Source organism: Mucilaginibacter sp. OK098 (genome assembly GCF_900142915.1).
Classification (GTDB): domain Bacteria; phylum Bacteroidota; class Bacteroidia; order Sphingobacteriales; family Sphingobacteriaceae; genus Mucilaginibacter.
The window spans coordinates 625,751-642,347 of the sequence record NZ_FRCM01000003.1 but is presented as its reverse complement, the minus strand read 5'-3'; the positions used below and the strand labels follow the sequence as shown (position 1 = coordinate 642,347).

The 16,597-nt window shown below is 41.5% G+C and carries 12 protein-coding genes and 1 tRNA gene; 8 read left to right on the top strand and 5 right to left on the bottom strand.

Annotation, left to right across the window (positions count from 1 at the left end; translation table 11 throughout):
• The first annotated feature begins 7 nt into the window (after positions 1-7).
• The 4 genes from BUE31_RS12965 (at position 8) to BUE31_RS12950 (ending at position 4,920) form a co-directional block, all read left to right on the top strand.
• Complete coding sequence (locus BUE31_RS12965) at positions 8-1,483, top strand: SusD/RagB family nutrient-binding outer membrane lipoprotein (RefSeq protein WP_073404042.1); 1,476 nt, start codon at positions 8-10, stop codon at positions 1,481-1,483.
• 111 nt (positions 1,484-1,594) lie between these two features.
• Positions 1,595-2,587 carry a hypothetical protein gene (locus BUE31_RS12960; protein WP_073404040.1) on the top strand — a complete coding sequence of 331 codons (993 nt, stop codon included), beginning with the start codon at positions 1,595-1,597 and terminating at the stop codon, positions 2,585-2,587.
• Between the two features lie 195 nt (positions 2,588-2,782).
• On the top strand, positions 2,783-3,760 hold the full coding sequence (locus tag BUE31_RS12955; RefSeq protein ID WP_073404038.1) for a carboxypeptidase-like regulatory domain-containing protein: 978 nt from the start codon (positions 2,783-2,785) through the stop codon (positions 3,758-3,760).
• 161 nt (positions 3,761-3,921) lie between these two features.
• Entirely contained in the window at positions 3,922-4,920 is a 999-nt protein-coding gene (locus tag BUE31_RS12950; RefSeq protein ID WP_073404036.1) for a peptidase associated/transthyretin-like domain-containing protein, read from the top strand.
• Between the two features lie 77 nt (positions 4,921-4,997).
• Here the strand turns inward: BUE31_RS12950 and BUE31_RS12945 are convergent, their stop codons facing one another.
• Together BUE31_RS12945 and BUE31_RS12940 are read right to left on the bottom strand one after the other, a co-directional pair.
• Complete coding sequence (locus tag BUE31_RS12945; RefSeq protein WP_073404034.1) at positions 4,998-5,405, bottom strand: DoxX family protein; 408 nt, start codon at positions 5,403-5,405, stop codon at positions 4,998-5,000.
• Positions 5,406-5,483: 78 nt separating this feature from the next.
• Positions 5,484-6,434 (bottom strand): S66 peptidase family protein, encoded by a 951-nt coding sequence (locus tag BUE31_RS12940; RefSeq protein WP_083619816.1) that lies wholly within the window; start codon positions 6,432-6,434, stop codon positions 5,484-5,486.
• Between the two features lie 179 nt (positions 6,435-6,613).
• Between BUE31_RS12940 and metG the strand changes: the two genes are divergently transcribed.
• The 4 genes from metG to BUE31_RS12920 all read left to right on the top strand — a co-directional run bounded on the left by metG (position 6,614) and on the right by BUE31_RS12920 (position 11,202).
• Positions 6,614-8,683, top strand: a complete 2,070-nt coding sequence (gene metG, locus BUE31_RS12935) for a methionine--tRNA ligase (RefSeq protein WP_073404032.1) — start codon at positions 6,614-6,616, stop codon at positions 8,681-8,683.
• Between the two features lie 131 nt (positions 8,684-8,814).
• Positions 8,815-8,886 (top strand) — tRNA-Arg (locus BUE31_RS12930).
• Between the two features lie 394 nt (positions 8,887-9,280).
• Positions 9,281-10,432: an SBBP repeat-containing protein gene (locus tag BUE31_RS12925; protein WP_159440678.1), complete on the top strand. Its 1,152-nt coding sequence runs from the start codon at positions 9,281-9,283 to the stop codon at positions 10,430-10,432.
• Positions 10,433-10,653: 221 nt separating this feature from the next.
• Entirely contained in the window at positions 10,654-11,202 is a 549-nt protein-coding gene (locus tag BUE31_RS12920) for an SMI1/KNR4 family protein (protein ID WP_073404028.1), read from the top strand.
• 581 nt (positions 11,203-11,783) lie between these two features.
• Here the strand turns inward: BUE31_RS12920 and BUE31_RS12915 are convergent.
• From BUE31_RS12915 to BUE31_RS12905, 3 genes are read right to left on the bottom strand one after another with little or no spacing between them, the layout of a single operon-like run.
• Complete coding sequence (locus BUE31_RS12915) at positions 11,784-13,478, bottom strand: hypothetical protein (protein ID WP_073404026.1); 1,695 nt, start codon at positions 13,476-13,478, stop codon at positions 11,784-11,786.
• A complete protein-coding gene (locus BUE31_RS12910; protein ID WP_073404024.1) occupies positions 13,456-14,457 on the bottom strand; it encodes a caspase family protein in 1,002 nt (333 codons plus the stop codon). The genes BUE31_RS12915 and BUE31_RS12910 overlap by 23 nt, the downstream gene beginning before the upstream one ends.
• Before the next feature lie 4 nt (positions 14,458-14,461).
• Positions 14,462-15,937 carry a lipase family protein gene (locus BUE31_RS12905; protein ID WP_073404022.1) on the bottom strand — a complete coding sequence of 492 codons (1,476 nt, stop codon included), beginning with the start codon at positions 15,935-15,937 and terminating at the stop codon, positions 14,462-14,464.
• Positions 15,938-16,597: the final 660 nt, after the last annotated feature.

Below are 16,597 nucleotides of genomic sequence, written 5' to 3'. Positions count from 1 at the left end.
TAAGAAAATGAAAAAGATATATATATACGCACTTGCATCGCTGGCCTTATGGGGAGCTGCTAGCTGTAAAAAACCGAATGACTTTGGGAGCACGAACGTTGACCCCAAGGCCGTAAATATACCTATACCCGCTGCGTTGTTTGCAAACGCAATAAATAGCTTTGGGCCTTATGTAACAACCAATACCTATTCAATTGGGCCTGGTGCATATGCCCAGTATTTTTCTGAAACACAATATCCCGGAACATCACTATATAACCTTCCGCAGGTTGATTTTACCGGTGTTTATAATGGGCCATTGTATGATTTGCAGAATGTTATTAACCTTAACCAAAGCAAAAATAGCGTAGCAGCAGCTAAAATACTTCAATCATACTACTTTTGGATTCTTACCGATAGTTTTGGCGACCTTCCATACAGCCAGGCGCTACAAGGTATTAAGTCAATTAACCCGGTTTATGACAAACAGGAAGACATCTACAAAGGGTTATTAAACACGCTTACTGCTGCAATCGCGTCAATGGATGGCGGATCAGTTCCAGGAGATTTATGTTACGGTGGTGATGCTGCTTCGTGGAAAAGAATGGCCAATTCGTTAAAACTGCTTATTTCTTTACAGGCATCAAAGGCAGCTGACAATGATTTTGCAAAAGCCGCATTTGTTCAGGCAACAAGCGATGCAGCTGGTCTGATCACTGATAATTCGCAAAACTTTAAATTAAGCTTGCCTGGTGGTACAAGTAACTATAACTCTCCATGGTATAATTTGTACAATGGCAGAACTGACTGGGCTGAAAGTAAAACCATGACTGATATGACTGCTTCTTTAAATGATGGCAGAACTGTTCCGTTCGGTGGTTCGTTTACTGACCCAAACCAGGTGAAGGGTGGTACAATAACTTCAAATGTTGGTGTGCCAAACGGATATGACCGTGCTAAAACAATCGCCTTTACTTCGGCTAATCCGGGTTGGGCACTTGTTTTACGTGCCGATTACCGTACGCAGGCTTCAAGTATTGTTGCCCTGAGCGCGGCCGAGGTTTTACTGGCTTTAACGGAAGGTGCTAACATTGGCTGGATTCCGAATACTGCTATGTTAAGTAATTATCAAAAAGGTATCCAACTGTCATTTGAGCAATGGGGCGTTGCAGATCCTGCAGCATCTTATTACACTAATGCTAACGTTGTAATAAGCATAGGCGGGGCAAACAATGCAAAGAACATTGCAACTCAACAGTGGATAGCCGCTTATCCCGATGGTCACTATGGTTGGGATATATGGCGTAAAACAGGTTTTCCTGTGCTTAGCCCTGCGCCCGAAGCAACAAACTCTTCAAAACAGATTGTTAGAAGGTTTGTATATAACACAAATGAATATACCACCAACGAGGCAAACGTAAGAGCTGCTGTGGCACGTGAAAAAGGCCCCAATGCAGGAACAGATTCTCAGGATAACACAGTATGGTGGGACCCTGGACGGTAATAGAGATCATATATAATATTTTATATAAACAATAATATTGTAACACGTCATGATCAGGGTTCTGCGAATGAAGCCTGATCATGATAAGTTAAACATTAAATAATTAACGAAATGAAAAAGAAATTTTTACAATATTTGTTCCTGACCTGCTCGGTAATGGTGCTTTTAAGCGCTTGCCGTAAGGATCGGATAAAAACCACTGAAACGCTTCAATCTGGTAAGACATTTGTATGGGTTACTGAAGCTCCGGTAAAAAATCAATTTTTTGATGTATTTACCGATATTAAAACAGTAAACATGTTTGTAATACGCAGAGACGCTGCGAGCAACGCTGATTTACAAAAAGCTGGAACAGTTACGCTTACTGCTTTACCGCAAAGCTATTTGGATGGGCTGGGTTCTGGGTATACATCACTGATCGGTACAAATATCTATACTTTGCCAACAGCAGCAGATATTGCTTCTGGGGGTGCTTTTACGGGGTCAGAGGGGATAACACAAACGGCCACTGGTTTTACAATTAATTTTGCTCCTGGCGAATTTGCCAAAAACGTATTCTTTTTTGTTGATGGCAGCAAAGTTGACCTTTCAAAACAATATGCTGCTGCTTATGCTATAACGAATTTTGGTGGCTTTACGAAAAAGGTGGGTACTGATACGATACTTTCTACAGTAGCTATCAAAAATAAATATGATGGCAACTATGATGTGACAGGTAGCTATACTGATGCAGCCAACGCTGCGTATACAGGTATTTATCCATACAACGTAGATTTGCAAACCATATCTGCAACAGCAAACGATGTATACAACAAAACATTTGCAACGTATGGATTTGTATTTAATACTGGTAGTGGGAACAGCGAATATGGAAGTTGGGCACCGCAATTTGCTTTTGATCCTGCAACAAATAAAGTTATTTCTGTGGTTAATCATTACGGGCAGGGCTCAGGGGCACACAGTCGGTCAGCTAAGCTTGACCCATCTGGTGAAAACGCATATGACCCCGGTACAAAAACTATAAAAGTTAAATACATAATGGTAAGCGACGGCACTGACAGATGTCATTTTGATGAAACCTATACTTATAAAGGTTCACGATAGTTAGCTTAGGTTAAAATTAATTTAAGAGCCGCTTCATTTTAGGAGCGGCTTTTTTATGGCCCACCAGAAACAAGATTTTATAGATAACAATAATTAATTAAATAATTCCGTTATGACTTATATTCAGTTGTTTATACCCTTTATCGTTTTCTTATATCCTGTATCATATTTCTCACAAAATATATACCAATCGCTATGAAAAATATTTGCTTTATTCTTCTGGTTTTCTTTGGTGGAACAAAATCTTTTAGCCAAACTATTTCGATAAGCGGAACAGTGAAGGACGCCCAGGGACAACCCGTGCCAGTGGCCTTTGTGCGGGATGCACAGCATTATTATGCAACCTATGCCGATTCATCAGGCGCCTTTACACTGAAGGCCGATCCGGCTTCATCGCTTATTGCCATAGCCCTGGGATATACTGATACAAAAGTAGCTATTGAAAATAAAGGAACCATTAACATAGTAATGGCCAAAGGCACCTCATCATCTGATAATAGTTCCGGCATTTCGGGAAACACTGGGAACTCTTCTAACAATCTGATGTTTGTTAACAGGCAGAATTTAGTAGCCCAGGTAGGGAGCTCCCAGGTTGCTAAAGCCGGCTTTAACCAGGAACCTACAAAAGGCAGTCCCTATATGTTTGTAAACTGGGTGCAGGGTTTTGCTGTAAGTAAAGGTGATTCCCTGTTATTTGATTTAAATAGTCTATATAACTATGATAAAATGAGCGGCGACCTGTTGTTTACACGGGATAAGAATGTTATTATGCAGGTTAACAAACAGCAGGTAAAATATTTTTCCTTATCGGACGGGAAATTATACCCACATGTTTTTGAAAGTGCACCCGCAATAAGTAAGAAACCTTTTGTTGAATTGTTGGTAAATACATCAAAGTATAAGGTTTATAAGATAACCGACACCCGGCTGGAAAGGGCTAACTTTCATTCCGATGGCGTGATCGAAACAGGCAACAGGTATGATGAGTACCAGGATGTTGTCCATTATTATTTTGTGAAATTGCCTGACGGGGCCGCAAAGCAATTCTCATTAAAATGGAAGGCTATAAAGGAGCTTTTTGCCGGGGATGCGGATAAGTTTTTAGCCAGCCATAATTCGTTGGATATTAATGACGATTACCTGCGTGAGCTTAACCTTAAGCTGCCTCAATAGCATGGCCATTACTTGTTACTGATAAAATTGTTTAACTTTTATCGGTTTGTAACGTTTTTTTTACTTTTTAAGAAAGAATAATTCCTTGTTCACCATCCTTCTCTTGGCTTTTTAAGCTTTAAAATTTTATCTTTAAAACTTAAAGATTTAAGAAAAATTATATGAAATTTATTACTACTATAGGCTTGCTTGTGCTTACAAACACAATTGCTTTTAGCCAGGTTATATCCGTAAGCGGCACGGTAAATAATCAAAAAGGGCAGCCGATTCCATTTGCCTTTGTGCGGGATGTTAATCATAACTATGCAACCTATGCTGATTCAGCAGGAACTTTTATGCTTAAGGCAGATCCGGCTTCCTCCCTGCAGGTAGTTGCCCTTAGTTATAAAACCACAGAAGTGAAAACCGAAAATAAAACCAAAGTTGATATTGTAATGCCGACCGGAGCGGCTGATGGAGCATCTATTTCAACTACTAAAACGGACGGCGCAAATTCAGGCATTCCCATTATATCCACCAGACAGCAGCTGCTTAGCGGAAGCATGATTTCAGCGCCTGGTGGTGGATCGACTGTGCTTACCGTGAAATCCGGTTTTAATCAGGAAGAAACCAGGGGGAGCAGGTATCTTTTTAATGGTTGGGTGCCCGGGTTTGGGATCACCAAAAAAGACTCTGTTGTAAACGAGATAACCAATGTGTATAATTATGATAAAATAAACGGTAACCTGATCTATACAAATGACGGCAAATCAACTGCTGGTGTGTCTCCACTGCAAATCAACTCTTTTAATCTGTATGATAAAAACGGAAAAGCACACACTTTTGAAAGCGCCCCTGAAATAAATAACAAGCCCTTTGTTGAGGTTTTGTTAAGTACACCTAAATATAAAATTTATAAAAAGATTGACTCAAAACTTCAACGTGCCGATTTCCATACAGATGGCGTATTAGAGATGGGGCATAGATATGACGAATATATAGATGTTGAGCGTTATGTATTTATAAATAAAGCAGATAGCAAACCACAATCAATTTCACTTAAAAAGAGCACGCTTAAGAAATTATTAGCTGGCGATGCCGATACATTTATTGCCTCACAGGGATCAAGAGATGTTGATGAGGAATATGTGAAGGATTTAGGAAGTAGCTTGAGTAAATAACGTATTTCCATAATCGTGAAACAAAAGGAGCTGCTTTATTTTAAGGCAGCTCCTTTTGTTTATAACTAACTGATAGCCTATTTCTTATCTACGCTGTATCTGCCCGGCCCAACAAATAATAACCCGGCAAACATAATAGCGTCCTCAATAGCATGTGACGCATCCATCAAACCACCACCGGCGCCAATTTGTGATAAAGCAGCTACCACCAGGTTTATGAGGAGTAAGATACAAACAGGCCGGAATGCAAGTCCCAGTATCAGTAAAAAGCCCCCAAAGGTTTCTGTTGCCGCACATAAAAAGCCCCAAACCGCGGGGAGAAAATGAATGCCAATATACTTCGTTGAGCCGCCTAATTGTTCCCACATAGAAACACCGCCAAGTAATTTGGGATACCCGTGAAAAATGAACATTATACCCAGCCCAACCCTGATGATAAGCAGGCCAAAATTTTTATAGTTACCAAGTTTGCCAAATAGTGCCATATTGTAAAGATTAGTTGTTCTTAGTTCGGAAGATTTAATGGAGAAACAAATTTAAGTGCTTAAATTTTGATTAGTATATTAAGGGTAAAAAATATTTACTTCTTGATCCGTCACCGATAAACTTAGCATTTTACCTAATACCAGGCTGCAATTATCAGTTACATGCCCCGCCGGGAAATCAAAGCATACCGGGTAATTATACTCATTTGCCACATCCATAACAATTTCGGGTATGGTTTGTCCAAAGGGGATGTCGTTATCTTTTATATCAGTAAATCCGCCAACAATCAAGCCTTTAAGATGCTGCAGTTTTCCGGCGCGTTTAAGTGTCCGCAGCATTCGGTCAACGGCGTATAAATACTCTCCTATATCTTCAATAAATAATATTTTACCCGTATAATCCATATCTGAAACCGAGCCTGATGCAGAAAGAAGGATAGACAGGTTGCCGCCTATTAATAAACCCTGACCTTCACCATTGCGGTTTAAAGCATTTGGTTTAAGCTGATAGCGGATCTCCTCGCCAAACAGGGCTTTTCTTAAAGTATCCAATGAACGTGCCGATGCATCAGGAATGGTCATAGGCATTTGCCCATGAATGCTGGGTGCATTAAAATTGGCGAACAAATGGGCATGCAGTAAAGTAATATCGCTAAAGCCAATTACCCACTTCGGGGTTTGAGCAAACCGGCCAAAATCAACCAGGTCAATCATCCGGACTGTTCCGTATCCGCCGCGGGCGGCAATAATAGCCTTAATGCCATCATCGTCAATAAAACGCTGCAGATCCTTTGCCCTGAAGGCATCATCACCGGCAAATTGATGGTATGAAGCATTAACGGTATCGCCCAAAACAACCTCCAATCCCCATGATTGCAGCAGCTTTATGGCATCCGTCATAGGGTTTGGCAGCTTTTTAGCCGGGCAGGTAATTGCAATTTTATCACCGGCCTTTAAGGGGGAAGGAAGTCCGAAAGTCCGGAAGTCGGGAAGTCCGGAAGAAGCTGCGTTTGGTGGGTTATCTATCATTAAGTTTCAATCAAAAAGAAAATGCAAGTTATACATTATGCCTAAGCCCTGAAAGGGCGAAATACGCCAGCGCAGGTCGAAGGCCTGCAATGGGTTTCAATTGTACGCCCAATAAATCGTCTTTCGGACTTTACTGACTTTTCCGACTTCCGGACTAAAAAAAGTATCTTTGCCAAATAATGTCGAAGCTTAATAAATTTAAACGGTTTACAGTTACTTCAGCGCTGCCATATGCCAATGGTCCGCTGCATATAGGGCACCTGGCCGGCGCATATTTGCCTGCCGATATTTTTGTACGTTACCTGCGCCTTAAACATAAGGATGTGGTATACATTTGCGGATCAGACGAGCATGGCGCCGCCATAACCATAAAAGCCAAAAAGGAAAATACTACCCCGCAGGCTATAATTGATAAATACCACAACCAGATAAAAAACAGCTTTGAAGAGTTCGGGATCTCATTTGATATTTATCACCGTACTTCATCGCCAATTCATCATGACCTTTCGCAGGAGTTTTTTCTGAACCTGTATGAAAAGGATGAGTTTATAGAAAAATTTTCGGAACAATACTTTGATGAAGATTACCAGCAATTTTTAGCCGACCGGTATATCATCGGTACCTGCCCTAATTGCAGCAATCCAAATGCCTATGGCGATCAGTGCGAAAATTGTGGTACATCATTAAACCCAACCGACCTGATAAACCCGGTATCAACCTTAAGCGGAAAGCCGCCAATATTAAAGCTCACCAAACACTGGTTCCTGCCGCTTGATAAGTACCAGCCATGGCTTGAAAAATGGATTGACACCAAGGAAGGCGACTGGAAGGTAAATGTATTCGGTCAATGCAAATCGTGGCTTAAATCAGGCCTGCAACCACGCTCCATGACCCGCGACCTCGACTGGGGTATCGATGTGCCATTGGAAGAAGCCAAAGGCAAGAAGCTTTATGTGTGGATGGATGCGCCGATAGGCTATATTTCGGCTACCAAACAATGGGCTTTGGATAATGGAAAAGACTGGAAACTTTACTGGAAAAAACAGGAGAATGAGGCTGATGAAGCTTGTTTGCTCCATTTTATCGGTAAGGATAATATTGTGTTCCATTGTATTATTTTTCCATCCATATTGCATGCGCACGGCGAATATATCCTGCCGCAAAACGTGCCTGCCAACGAGTTTTTAAACCTGGAGGGCGACAAGCTTTCCACCTCGCGGAACCATGCGGTTTGGCTGCATGAATATTTGGAAGAATTCCCCGGCAAGCAGGATGAACTGCGTTATGTGCTAACCTCCATACTTCCCGAAACAAGCGACAGCGAGTTTACCTGGAAAGATTACCAGGCCCGTGTAAATAACGAGCTGGTGGCTATTTTAGGCAACTATGTGAACCGGGTGATGATACTGATGCACAAATTTTATGAGGGTAAGATAGAAAGCGAAGCCGGAAAAATTGTGCTTACCGATAAACACCTTGATGCAGAGCTTAGCCGTTTTTATGACGAGATAGAAGTTAACCTAGAAGCCTACAAATTCAGGCAAGCGCTGCAAAGTGTAATGGACATTGCCCGTTTAGGCAACCGTTACCTCACCGAGAACGAGCCCTGGAAAACTATAAAAACCAGCCCGGAGCAAGCTAAAGAAGTATTGCATAACAGTTTAATATTGATAGGCCACTTAGCAACCTGCCTGCAGCCGTTTTTACCTGCTACGGTTAAAAAGATAGTGGGGATGCTTAACCTTCCTTTCAGTGCAGTTGCCTTTGACAAGGAGATGGCATTTGAGAACGGGCACCAGCTTAACCCGTCTGCATTGTTGTTTGAGAAGGTAGAGGACGAGGTGATAGATGCACAAATTCAAAAACTGCTGGATAAAAAAGCCGCCACCGCGCCACCTCAACCAACTATTGTACCGGCAAAAGAGAATATTACTTTTGAATCATTTGCCGCAATGGACATTCGCACAGGCACCATTTTAACCGCCGAAAAAGTAGCCAAAACCAAAAAGCTGCTGAAGCTGAGCATTGACACAGGGATTGACGTACGTACCATCGTGTCAGGCATTGCTGAATATTTTGAACCCGAAGCCATCATAGGCAAAAAGGTAAGCATATTGGTAAACCTGGAGCCAAGGGAAATAAAAGGCATCCTGTCGCAGGGCATGATCCTGATGGCAGAGAATGCCGATGGCAAGCTAAGCTTTGTTTCGCCTGCGGATGAGATGCATAATGGATCAGTGGTGAGATGATTTTTTGATGAGCAGATGTGCGAATATGCAGATGTGCGGATGAAGCACAAATGGTTTTGACAAATCATCTATAATTCGCACCTTTGCAGAATTCTGAATTTGCACATCCACGCATTTGCACATTCACAACAGGTCTCGTAGTTCAACGGATAGAATAGGAGTTTCCTAAACTCTAGATATGAGTTCGATTCTCGTCGGGACCACAAAAACCGCAGCTTTCCTGCACGGAAGCTGCGGTTTTTCGTTAAGGGGAAAATAATACGGTTGGATCAATAAGCGAGTTTCAGCCGAAGTGAGTGAATATTATGTCGGAAAATATTAACTTTATATTGTTTGATTTTTAAGAGTTACAGAGTTTTCATAACATCGAAAACGCGAAGAAACTAATAATTCCGCATAATTAATGGCATGTTCGTATTAACGTAAATTATATGTGAACCAATTTCTATCGTGTGTTGCTTTAAGATAAATTATTAATTTACCACCATAACCCTTATCACAATGAATCATCTGTTAAAGAAATCTATTACGTACATTATTATAGCTAGTATAGGATGCGTATTCCTTTCTTGTTCAAAAAGTAAAACTAGCCCATCCTTGTCTATATCATCCATTAGTACAAATACTGGAGCTTACAATACATCTGTAGTAATCTACGGCACAGGATTCAGTACTGTTAAATCGGAAGATAAAGTTAGCTTCAATGGCAAACAAGCTACTATAACTGCTGCAAGTGGTACCAGTTTAACTGCGACAGTCCCATTGGGAGCGGGCACTGGAAATGTATCGGTGACCGTAAATGGAAATAGTACAATTGGTCCCGTTTTTAATTATGTTCTTTCGTATGTTGTCAGCACATTTGCGGGGAACGGGACTAAAGGAAATCAGGATGGCTCTGCCACCAATGCGTCTTTTTATACCCCATCGGGTCTTGCGTTTGATAAGGCCGGTAACCTATTTGTGACTGACGAGTATTACGGACTCGTTCGCAAAATTGACCCTGCGGGTGCAGTAACAACTTTTGCTGGTGGAGCAGGAGGGCCGAAGAAGGATGGAACAGGAACATCAGCCTCATTCGGTGATTTAACCGCTATCACCTTTGACTCTTCAGGCAATATTTTTGTGAGTGATTATGAAGGTTTAATAAGTAAAATAACTCCGGGTGCTGTAGCCACTACATTTATAAACGGAGAATTTGTTCCAGGCTATAGTTTTGAATATCCTTCTGGTTTAGCAATTGATGCTTCGGGGAATTTATACGTGTCTATTTATAGGATGAATCAGATACATAAGATAACGCCCGGTGGGGTTGTGACTAATTTCGCGGGTAGTGGCGCTCCTGGCTCTCTCGATGGTAAACCAGGAAATTTTTGGGAGCCTGCTGGTTTGGTGTTCGACCCGTCAGGTCTGTTATGTGTCGCGGATTTCAACAATAATAAGATCCGATCTGTTGACCTGTTAGGTACAGTCTCAACAATTGCGGCCTTTTTTCATTTTAACAATCCTAACGGTTTAGCTGTAGATTCTAAAGGTAATATATATGTGTCGGGTAATAACGAGATAGTTGTTATAAGCGCTGATCATCAGCATGTAAATACAATCGCAGGAACTGTTGATGCAGGATCTAACAATGGCGATGGTAAAGTAGCAACGTTTAACAATCCTACTGGTTTAGCTGTCGATGCCTCGGGCAACATATATGTTGCTGATACAGGTAATAATACAATTCGAAAAATTGCACTTCAGTAATGGTTTAAGTATTCATAAAAGTTAATTGACGATATCTTCCAAATCCGCCGCACAACGCAAATCACCCATAAAAGAGTTCGAGTTTTGTATTGCCGGGACCACTAAATGCCCCCCTTGGGAACAACATGGGAAGACTGTTAAAAACCCTTTAGATAAAAATCTGAGGGTTTTTTTGTTGAGATAGTTTTTATCTTTACTTCAGGCTTAAATCCCAATCATCAATGATGTTTTTCAAAAAACCATTCGATTACGAAAAAATGCTTCTTAAATATATAGATGAAGACTTTTCACTTTTCGCTTGTAGCAAAGACGCACCTCAACGTAATGTTTTAAATAAATTTGAGAAACGATATAAAATCAAGTTACCCAATGATTTTAAGGATTATTCACTTTCGCCATTAGGTGGACTTAGCATTGAAGTTAAAGAGGATATTTGGCCTCGACCTAAACAGTTAGAAGTTGGTCCATTTTGGTCTTTTCTTTATGGATTGGAAGTTTTTGGATTTGCAGCTGATATACCAGAATGGATGGATATTAATATTCAAACAGACGCCTTTACAAAGCAAGCTACTAACGATTATATTCCCTTCATGAAAGTCATTGGAGACGCTGATGTATATTGTTTTAATAAAAAGGGTAGAATTTATAGATGGGATCATGAACTTGACATCTTTAATAAAGTGGATAAGTTGTTTATCGAATTATTGGAATATGAAACTGCGGAATTAAGAAGTCGAAAAGACAAAAAAATCCAGACACTTAACCTCTAAAGAATGTCTCAGAATCGTAATCACAATCCTTCAAACCCGCCGCACAATGCAAATCAGCCATAAAAGAGTTCGAGTTTTGTAGTCTAAGGACCACTTAAGGAAATATTCTTAACAGAATGTTTCTTTTTTTGTGCATTCAACTATTTGATTAATAGTCGATTATTCTATTTTTCATGTCGTAAAAATGGTGTTCGACACTTTCTGAAGCGATTAAAATTTGAAGTCTCCTTTTCTGAAAATGTGCCTTTTTGTGGTTTAAACGACGATTTGGGAGTTTGATTCTCACCGCGTTTTTTTATTCATAACTTATTTGAATTTCGATGTTTTTAAATGTCTTGGCAAGTAAATAGAGAAAGTTTAATATTACTTTGGCCTGCTCTCCGTTTGTTTGAATTCCATTTCGGTTTAATATTTTGATAGCTTGATTAACTGAATCTTTTTTATGTTAAAAAGCCTTAGGGCTTTTATAAATCTGTTGTTGCATTTTATTGATTGTAGAGTTAAAATTAATAAGGGTGACGCCGTTTCAATCCCTAATGCAAAAATTCTACCCTATTGTAATTTGGCTTGCCGGCACTTTTTTATGCTGGCTCCAACTCCGGTAACGCCGGCACAGTTCCAAGCCTGTCAAAACGCAAAAGCTTAAGCCGCCTGAAACTTGTGATATTGAAAGCTTCGAATTCGACACTCGCCTTTTTCCCTGATAAATAAGCAAAAATTGCATCCTCGTTATCGAGGAGTTCATCGACGGCCTGGTTCAAAATGTTCGGCGTAATTTTCAACCGGGAGGCCATTTGTTCTGCATTTGGTATAGGATCTTTTGCACTGGTAAGGATATCCATCACACTATTTGCGATCCACGAACTCAATATTTTTGGCCTCGGATTAGTAATTCTTTTTCTCGACGGATGTTTTTCGGATGACCCCTGCCGTCCTTTGATTTCATGTCCTTCGCCCGTTAGTTTCTCAAAAATTCTGCTCCTGCCGACATCATCCCGATCAAAAAGAACGTTAATATCGTCGTCCCAAGCATAGCCTTTTTTTCCCGACGTCCTATTCCTTACCGTTATCTCTCTAAAACTTGTTGGTGGTAAATAAGAGGTCCATACCATATCCTGGTAAAATTTGTCGACAACCCTTTCTGCGATACTGTCAGGCTGAATGAGGCTCCCCATCGATTCAAGGACCGATTTCATCCCTGGCAGAAACATACAGGGCGACGACATTTGCCAACTATAAGGAACGAGTTCATTAAAATGACTTGCTGCAAGAACCGAAAGTGCAACAACGTCCGGCGTCTCGTTACCGAGCATTCGCGACAAATTTGCCACCACCGTACGAAATAATTGCTCTTGCCCGGTTTGGTTACTTTTGAAATATGCGTAAGCCGCTAACAGACCCAAAATCGGATTTTCCCATTTGCCGATAGCCAGCGTCTCCAGTACAGCGGGTGGTAAATAATAAATTCCGTTATTGAATTTTTGGAGTATTCCCTCAATATCGTACAAGCTATTGGTATCCGGATTATAAAGGCTATTGTATTCAACATTGCGCATGGCCACGAAAAGCGATTTAAAAATGGGTCCGTTGCCGAAAGTTATGAAACATTGGGTTTGCCAATTCGCAAACACCGTGATCGGAATTTCCCTTGCCGGCAGCGATGGCTTAGCCGGGCTGCTTTTATCCGCCTTTCTGCCACTGTAATTAAGGTAATAGGTACCCGGTTGAAGTTTGATATTAAATAGCAAGTACCCGGAATCCTTCACATCTTCTTTGATATCTTTGCCCGCAAGCAGGCAAATAGGCCTTCGCATTTGATCCAGCAACCTGAAATTTTTTCCCAGCGATTCCTTAGAAGGGTTTAGTGTTTTGAATGTTACATCGTCCGGATAGCGAAAAAAAAGAAAAATGGATTCTTTTGCTGAATTATTGCCCTTCACGGTTGTGGGCACGGAATAATTCATCTTGGCTGTCTCACTATAATATTCGTGCGTATTGCCCAAACCGGTCGCTAATGCTGACGAAGAAGTCGCATCCAGCGTAAGCATTTCATTGGTATCCTGGGTTAGCTTGATGTATTTTTCGGTCATCGTGTCATTCAATACCATCACGAGTTTATAAAGACCTTTGGGTAATGTACCCTCGATCTTTCCATACCCTTTGAGAACGGTATCCAGGTTGCCGTTGTACAGCGTCAAATGCGAAAAATCTGCTAATACACCTGAAGCTGTTGCCGTAAACCGATATATTTCGTTAGAAGTCATAGCTTTTTTCATCTAGTGTACCGTCAATCTTAAAATTCATTGTTTGGTTTGTATCGAGATTGTTGATCTCATATAAACCTTTTTTTAACGGAAATGGCCCGGCCGATTGCCCGGCAATAACGACCTGATCATATATTGGCTGCAAGTCTGAGTTTAGTATCTCAACCCTCCCGGCAGTTTGGAAATTAAAAGTAACTGCCGTGATCCTCGGTGCTACGCCTTTTTTGATATATACCTGGTCCATTGTAATCCCGGCACCGTTGAATTGATGGGTTACCGTCTGTACCTGCTGGTCGGCTTGCGCAAGTTCCGCTGTTTTCAACTGGGTGAAATTAATCAGACTGTTAACCGTAATATTTCCGTCTGCATCTGCCGCCCCGCCATTTAACCCGCCCACAAGCGCCTGTGAAAAGTAGCCCCTGACCGTAGAACTCATGTCCTTGTCCGGTGCCTCATTTGCCGGATTATCGAAATCCGATGCATACAATACCAGGCTGGTCACCCCGTCACCCCGTGGCTTCGCAAGGCCTAATGTTGGTGGCAACGCGATAGCGTTGATCAGTCTGTCCCTGCAGCAATCCAGGAAGAAATAGATTTCTTCAAAAAAATCTGAGCCAACCGTATAGTTGAGGTATTCCTTTGACGAAATGGATTTATTTCGGAAACGCGTCGTCCAACTCGGGAGACATAACCCGTTGGAGTTCCAGTCGATGCCGATGCCGTGCCCGGCGAAGAAAAAATAGAGACGCCTTTTTTGATTGCCATCACTGATAATTTCATCCAATGCAGCATCGATCAGGTCCTGAGTTGGAATAAAGGGATTTTTTCCGGCCAGTATGAACTTACAATTGCCCTCGGGCACATCGCCGCCTGACGGGTTGATGAGCCATTTCTGAAACTCTTGCGCATCCGAAATCGGGCCATTTAAAGTGGGCAGCTCCTGGTATTCGTTAATACCGACGATTATAGCGAAATCTCTGTCGTTCGGCATACCTTCAATGATTGAGCATGTAAACAATACTGTCCATTGTAAGGAACTTCTTATCGTGGAAGTCACCATGCTTTTTAGCTGTACATTGTAGTCCCGGCAAGGCGTTGTCATCCGTCACTGCATAAACGATCCTGTCAGACGCCAGGGCCATGAAGTCGATATTTGCCAGCAAGTCAGGGTCAGTATCGTACGGCGGGTCTTTGAGCAAATAACGCTGCATGCCCAATATGTATGCGTCAAATTCATCTTTTTCCAGGATGCCCGAGATCATATAGAGCAAAGAGCGTGTATAGATCAAGGGTACGCACCGGTCCTGCGATTCATAAAAGTCACTCATGGTAAACATGCGAAAGCGGTCGAAAGAATTTCTATTGCTCCCGATCGTGCCTGCAAATAAATCGGAGCGGCATGCAGGGGCCATGAAAATAATATTCCGGACACGCGCATTGATGCCCATGTTTAAATATTCCCGCATAAAGAAGCAAATAGCAATCGCGCCGGCGGAATGACCGACGAGGTCAATCGTTACGCCGGGATTTGCGTCAGCATAAGATTTCAATCCATTGAGCAAATACCTTCCCGCATGCTGGTTCAGCCCTGAGGTGCCAGCAGGGTCCTCAAGCCACATCATCTCCCCTTTGGTCTTCATAAATCCCCACAATGCGGTTCCAACATCGGCAACATATATTTCCCTCAATATCTCCTCCATCACCGTCGGATAGAATCCATGATCACGTTTGTTAACGAACCGCTTGATCACTTTGAAGATAATAGTTACGGCCGATTTGATGATTTTTGCAAGTGATAATATACTCCTGGCACCAGGTTGAGGGACATTGATAACTTTATCCTTATTGATCAAATTAAGCTGCAATGGCGTCAAACGGTCAATAAGCTGGTTATTGAACTCGTCATCATCGCCGATCTCGGTTTCGAAACTGACTTCAATTTCGTCCGTCAGGTACCTATCATTGCCGGTAGTGACATTAACTGACCTCGTGCCGGAGTTGATGGTATAATTGTCGAAAGGCGCTTCTTTCTGCAGTTCCAATCGTATTTCTTCATCGGAAAGATTGCCTACGCCACGCTTGCCCACCACAGAATCAACATCGATACCCAATTTAGAGCCCGCCACCTTAATGATCTTCTCCAGCAACTTTTTAAAAAAATCGGTACTTGCGATATTTCCAAGGTTTTGTTCAATTGTTTCAAGCAAATCGGTTTCCCATATAAATGATATCGGGTGGACATCCGTGCCCGTTGTAAGTTGATCAGTTATCAATATGGCTGAAGCCATCGCATTTTCTTCACCGACAAGTCCACCATGGAAATACAGGAGAATTTTCTTTTGATTTTTTTGCTGCAGATCCGCGAAAATCTGGTCCACGTCCGCAGGCGTGGAATCATAGGCCGGGTTGCCGGATGGGTTAAAAGTGCCATTGGCACCAACATCAATGTAATTTAGCTTGGATAGTGACATGGTTTGGGTATATAATCCGTTAAATGTGGTTGACGGAAGTTAATTTTCTCTAAATTAAGACTTTAAAAATATCCTGCAAAGGGTGTTTTTACGGTATTTTCAATTAATTAACGAGGAACCAGCGCGGCTCTGAAATTTAGTTTTTCGTTGATTTAGCACCCTTAAATCAGGGCAACTACTATTTTCCATCGAAACGGGTAAAAAGCGCAGCTAGGGTCTGGCCAGGTTTCCTCTTTGGAGTAAGCAAAAAGACTACGGCATAACAGACTCGCTCGTTGCTCGCTTAGCCGGCCTCCGGCACTTATTCCGTTTCCTTTTTGCCATGCGTCCGGCCTTTCCTATGGCTTTCTTTTCCTCTTTTTCTTTTGAAAAATACTCGGAAAAAAAGACAACGAACGGTATTACTCCTCCCTTTAATATTATGTTAAGTAAAAAACACGAAAAAACTACGACAATCTTGTCAGGGATATGCGGTTTTGCAACTAAAACATTGTAAATCAATCAAGTTAAAATTGTCGGGCCACCCCTTAATTATTAACTAATCGTTCGGGTTGCTTAAAGAATTTGTAAAGCCGGGACCACGGATAAAAGCAATTAAAACAGAAAAAAACCTGCAAATAAAATATTTGCAGGCTTTTTTCTTTTTAAAAAGAGAGTAAG

Excerpts from the sequence above, each read along its gene's own strand:
- BUE31_RS12905 (WP_073404022.1), bottom strand. The coding sequence starts at position 15,937 with ATGTCACTATCCAAGCTAAATTACATTGATGTTGGTGCCAATGGCACT.
- BUE31_RS12955 (WP_073404038.1), top strand. The coding sequence starts at position 2,783 with ATGAAAAATATTTGCTTTATTCTTCTGGTTTTCTTTGGTGGAACAAAA.
- BUE31_RS12920 (WP_073404028.1), top strand. The coding sequence starts at position 10,654 with ATGATGTTTTTCAAAAAACCATTCGATTACGAAAAAATGCTTCTTAAA.
- metG (WP_073404032.1), top strand. The coding sequence starts at position 6,614 with ATGTCGAAGCTTAATAAATTTAAACGGTTTACAGTTACTTCAGCGCTG.
- BUE31_RS12940 (WP_083619816.1), bottom strand. The coding sequence starts at position 6,434 with ATGATAGATAACCCACCAAACGCAGCTTCTTCCGGACTTCCCGACTTC.
- BUE31_RS12915 (WP_073404026.1), bottom strand. The coding sequence starts at position 13,478 with ATGAAAAAAGCTATGACTTCTAACGAAATATATCGGTTTACGGCAACA.
- BUE31_RS12945 (WP_073404034.1), bottom strand. The coding sequence starts at position 5,405 with ATGGCACTATTTGGCAAACTTGGTAACTATAAAAATTTTGGCCTGCTT.
- BUE31_RS12910 (WP_073404024.1), bottom strand. The coding sequence starts at position 14,457 with ATGCCGAACGACAGAGATTTCGCTATAATCGTCGGTATTAACGAATAC.
- BUE31_RS12965 (WP_073404042.1), top strand. The coding sequence starts at position 8 with ATGAAAAAGATATATATATACGCACTTGCATCGCTGGCCTTATGGGGA.
- BUE31_RS12960 (WP_073404040.1), top strand. The coding sequence starts at position 1,595 with ATGAAAAAGAAATTTTTACAATATTTGTTCCTGACCTGCTCGGTAATG.
- BUE31_RS12950 (WP_073404036.1), top strand. The coding sequence starts at position 3,922 with ATGAAATTTATTACTACTATAGGCTTGCTTGTGCTTACAAACACAATT.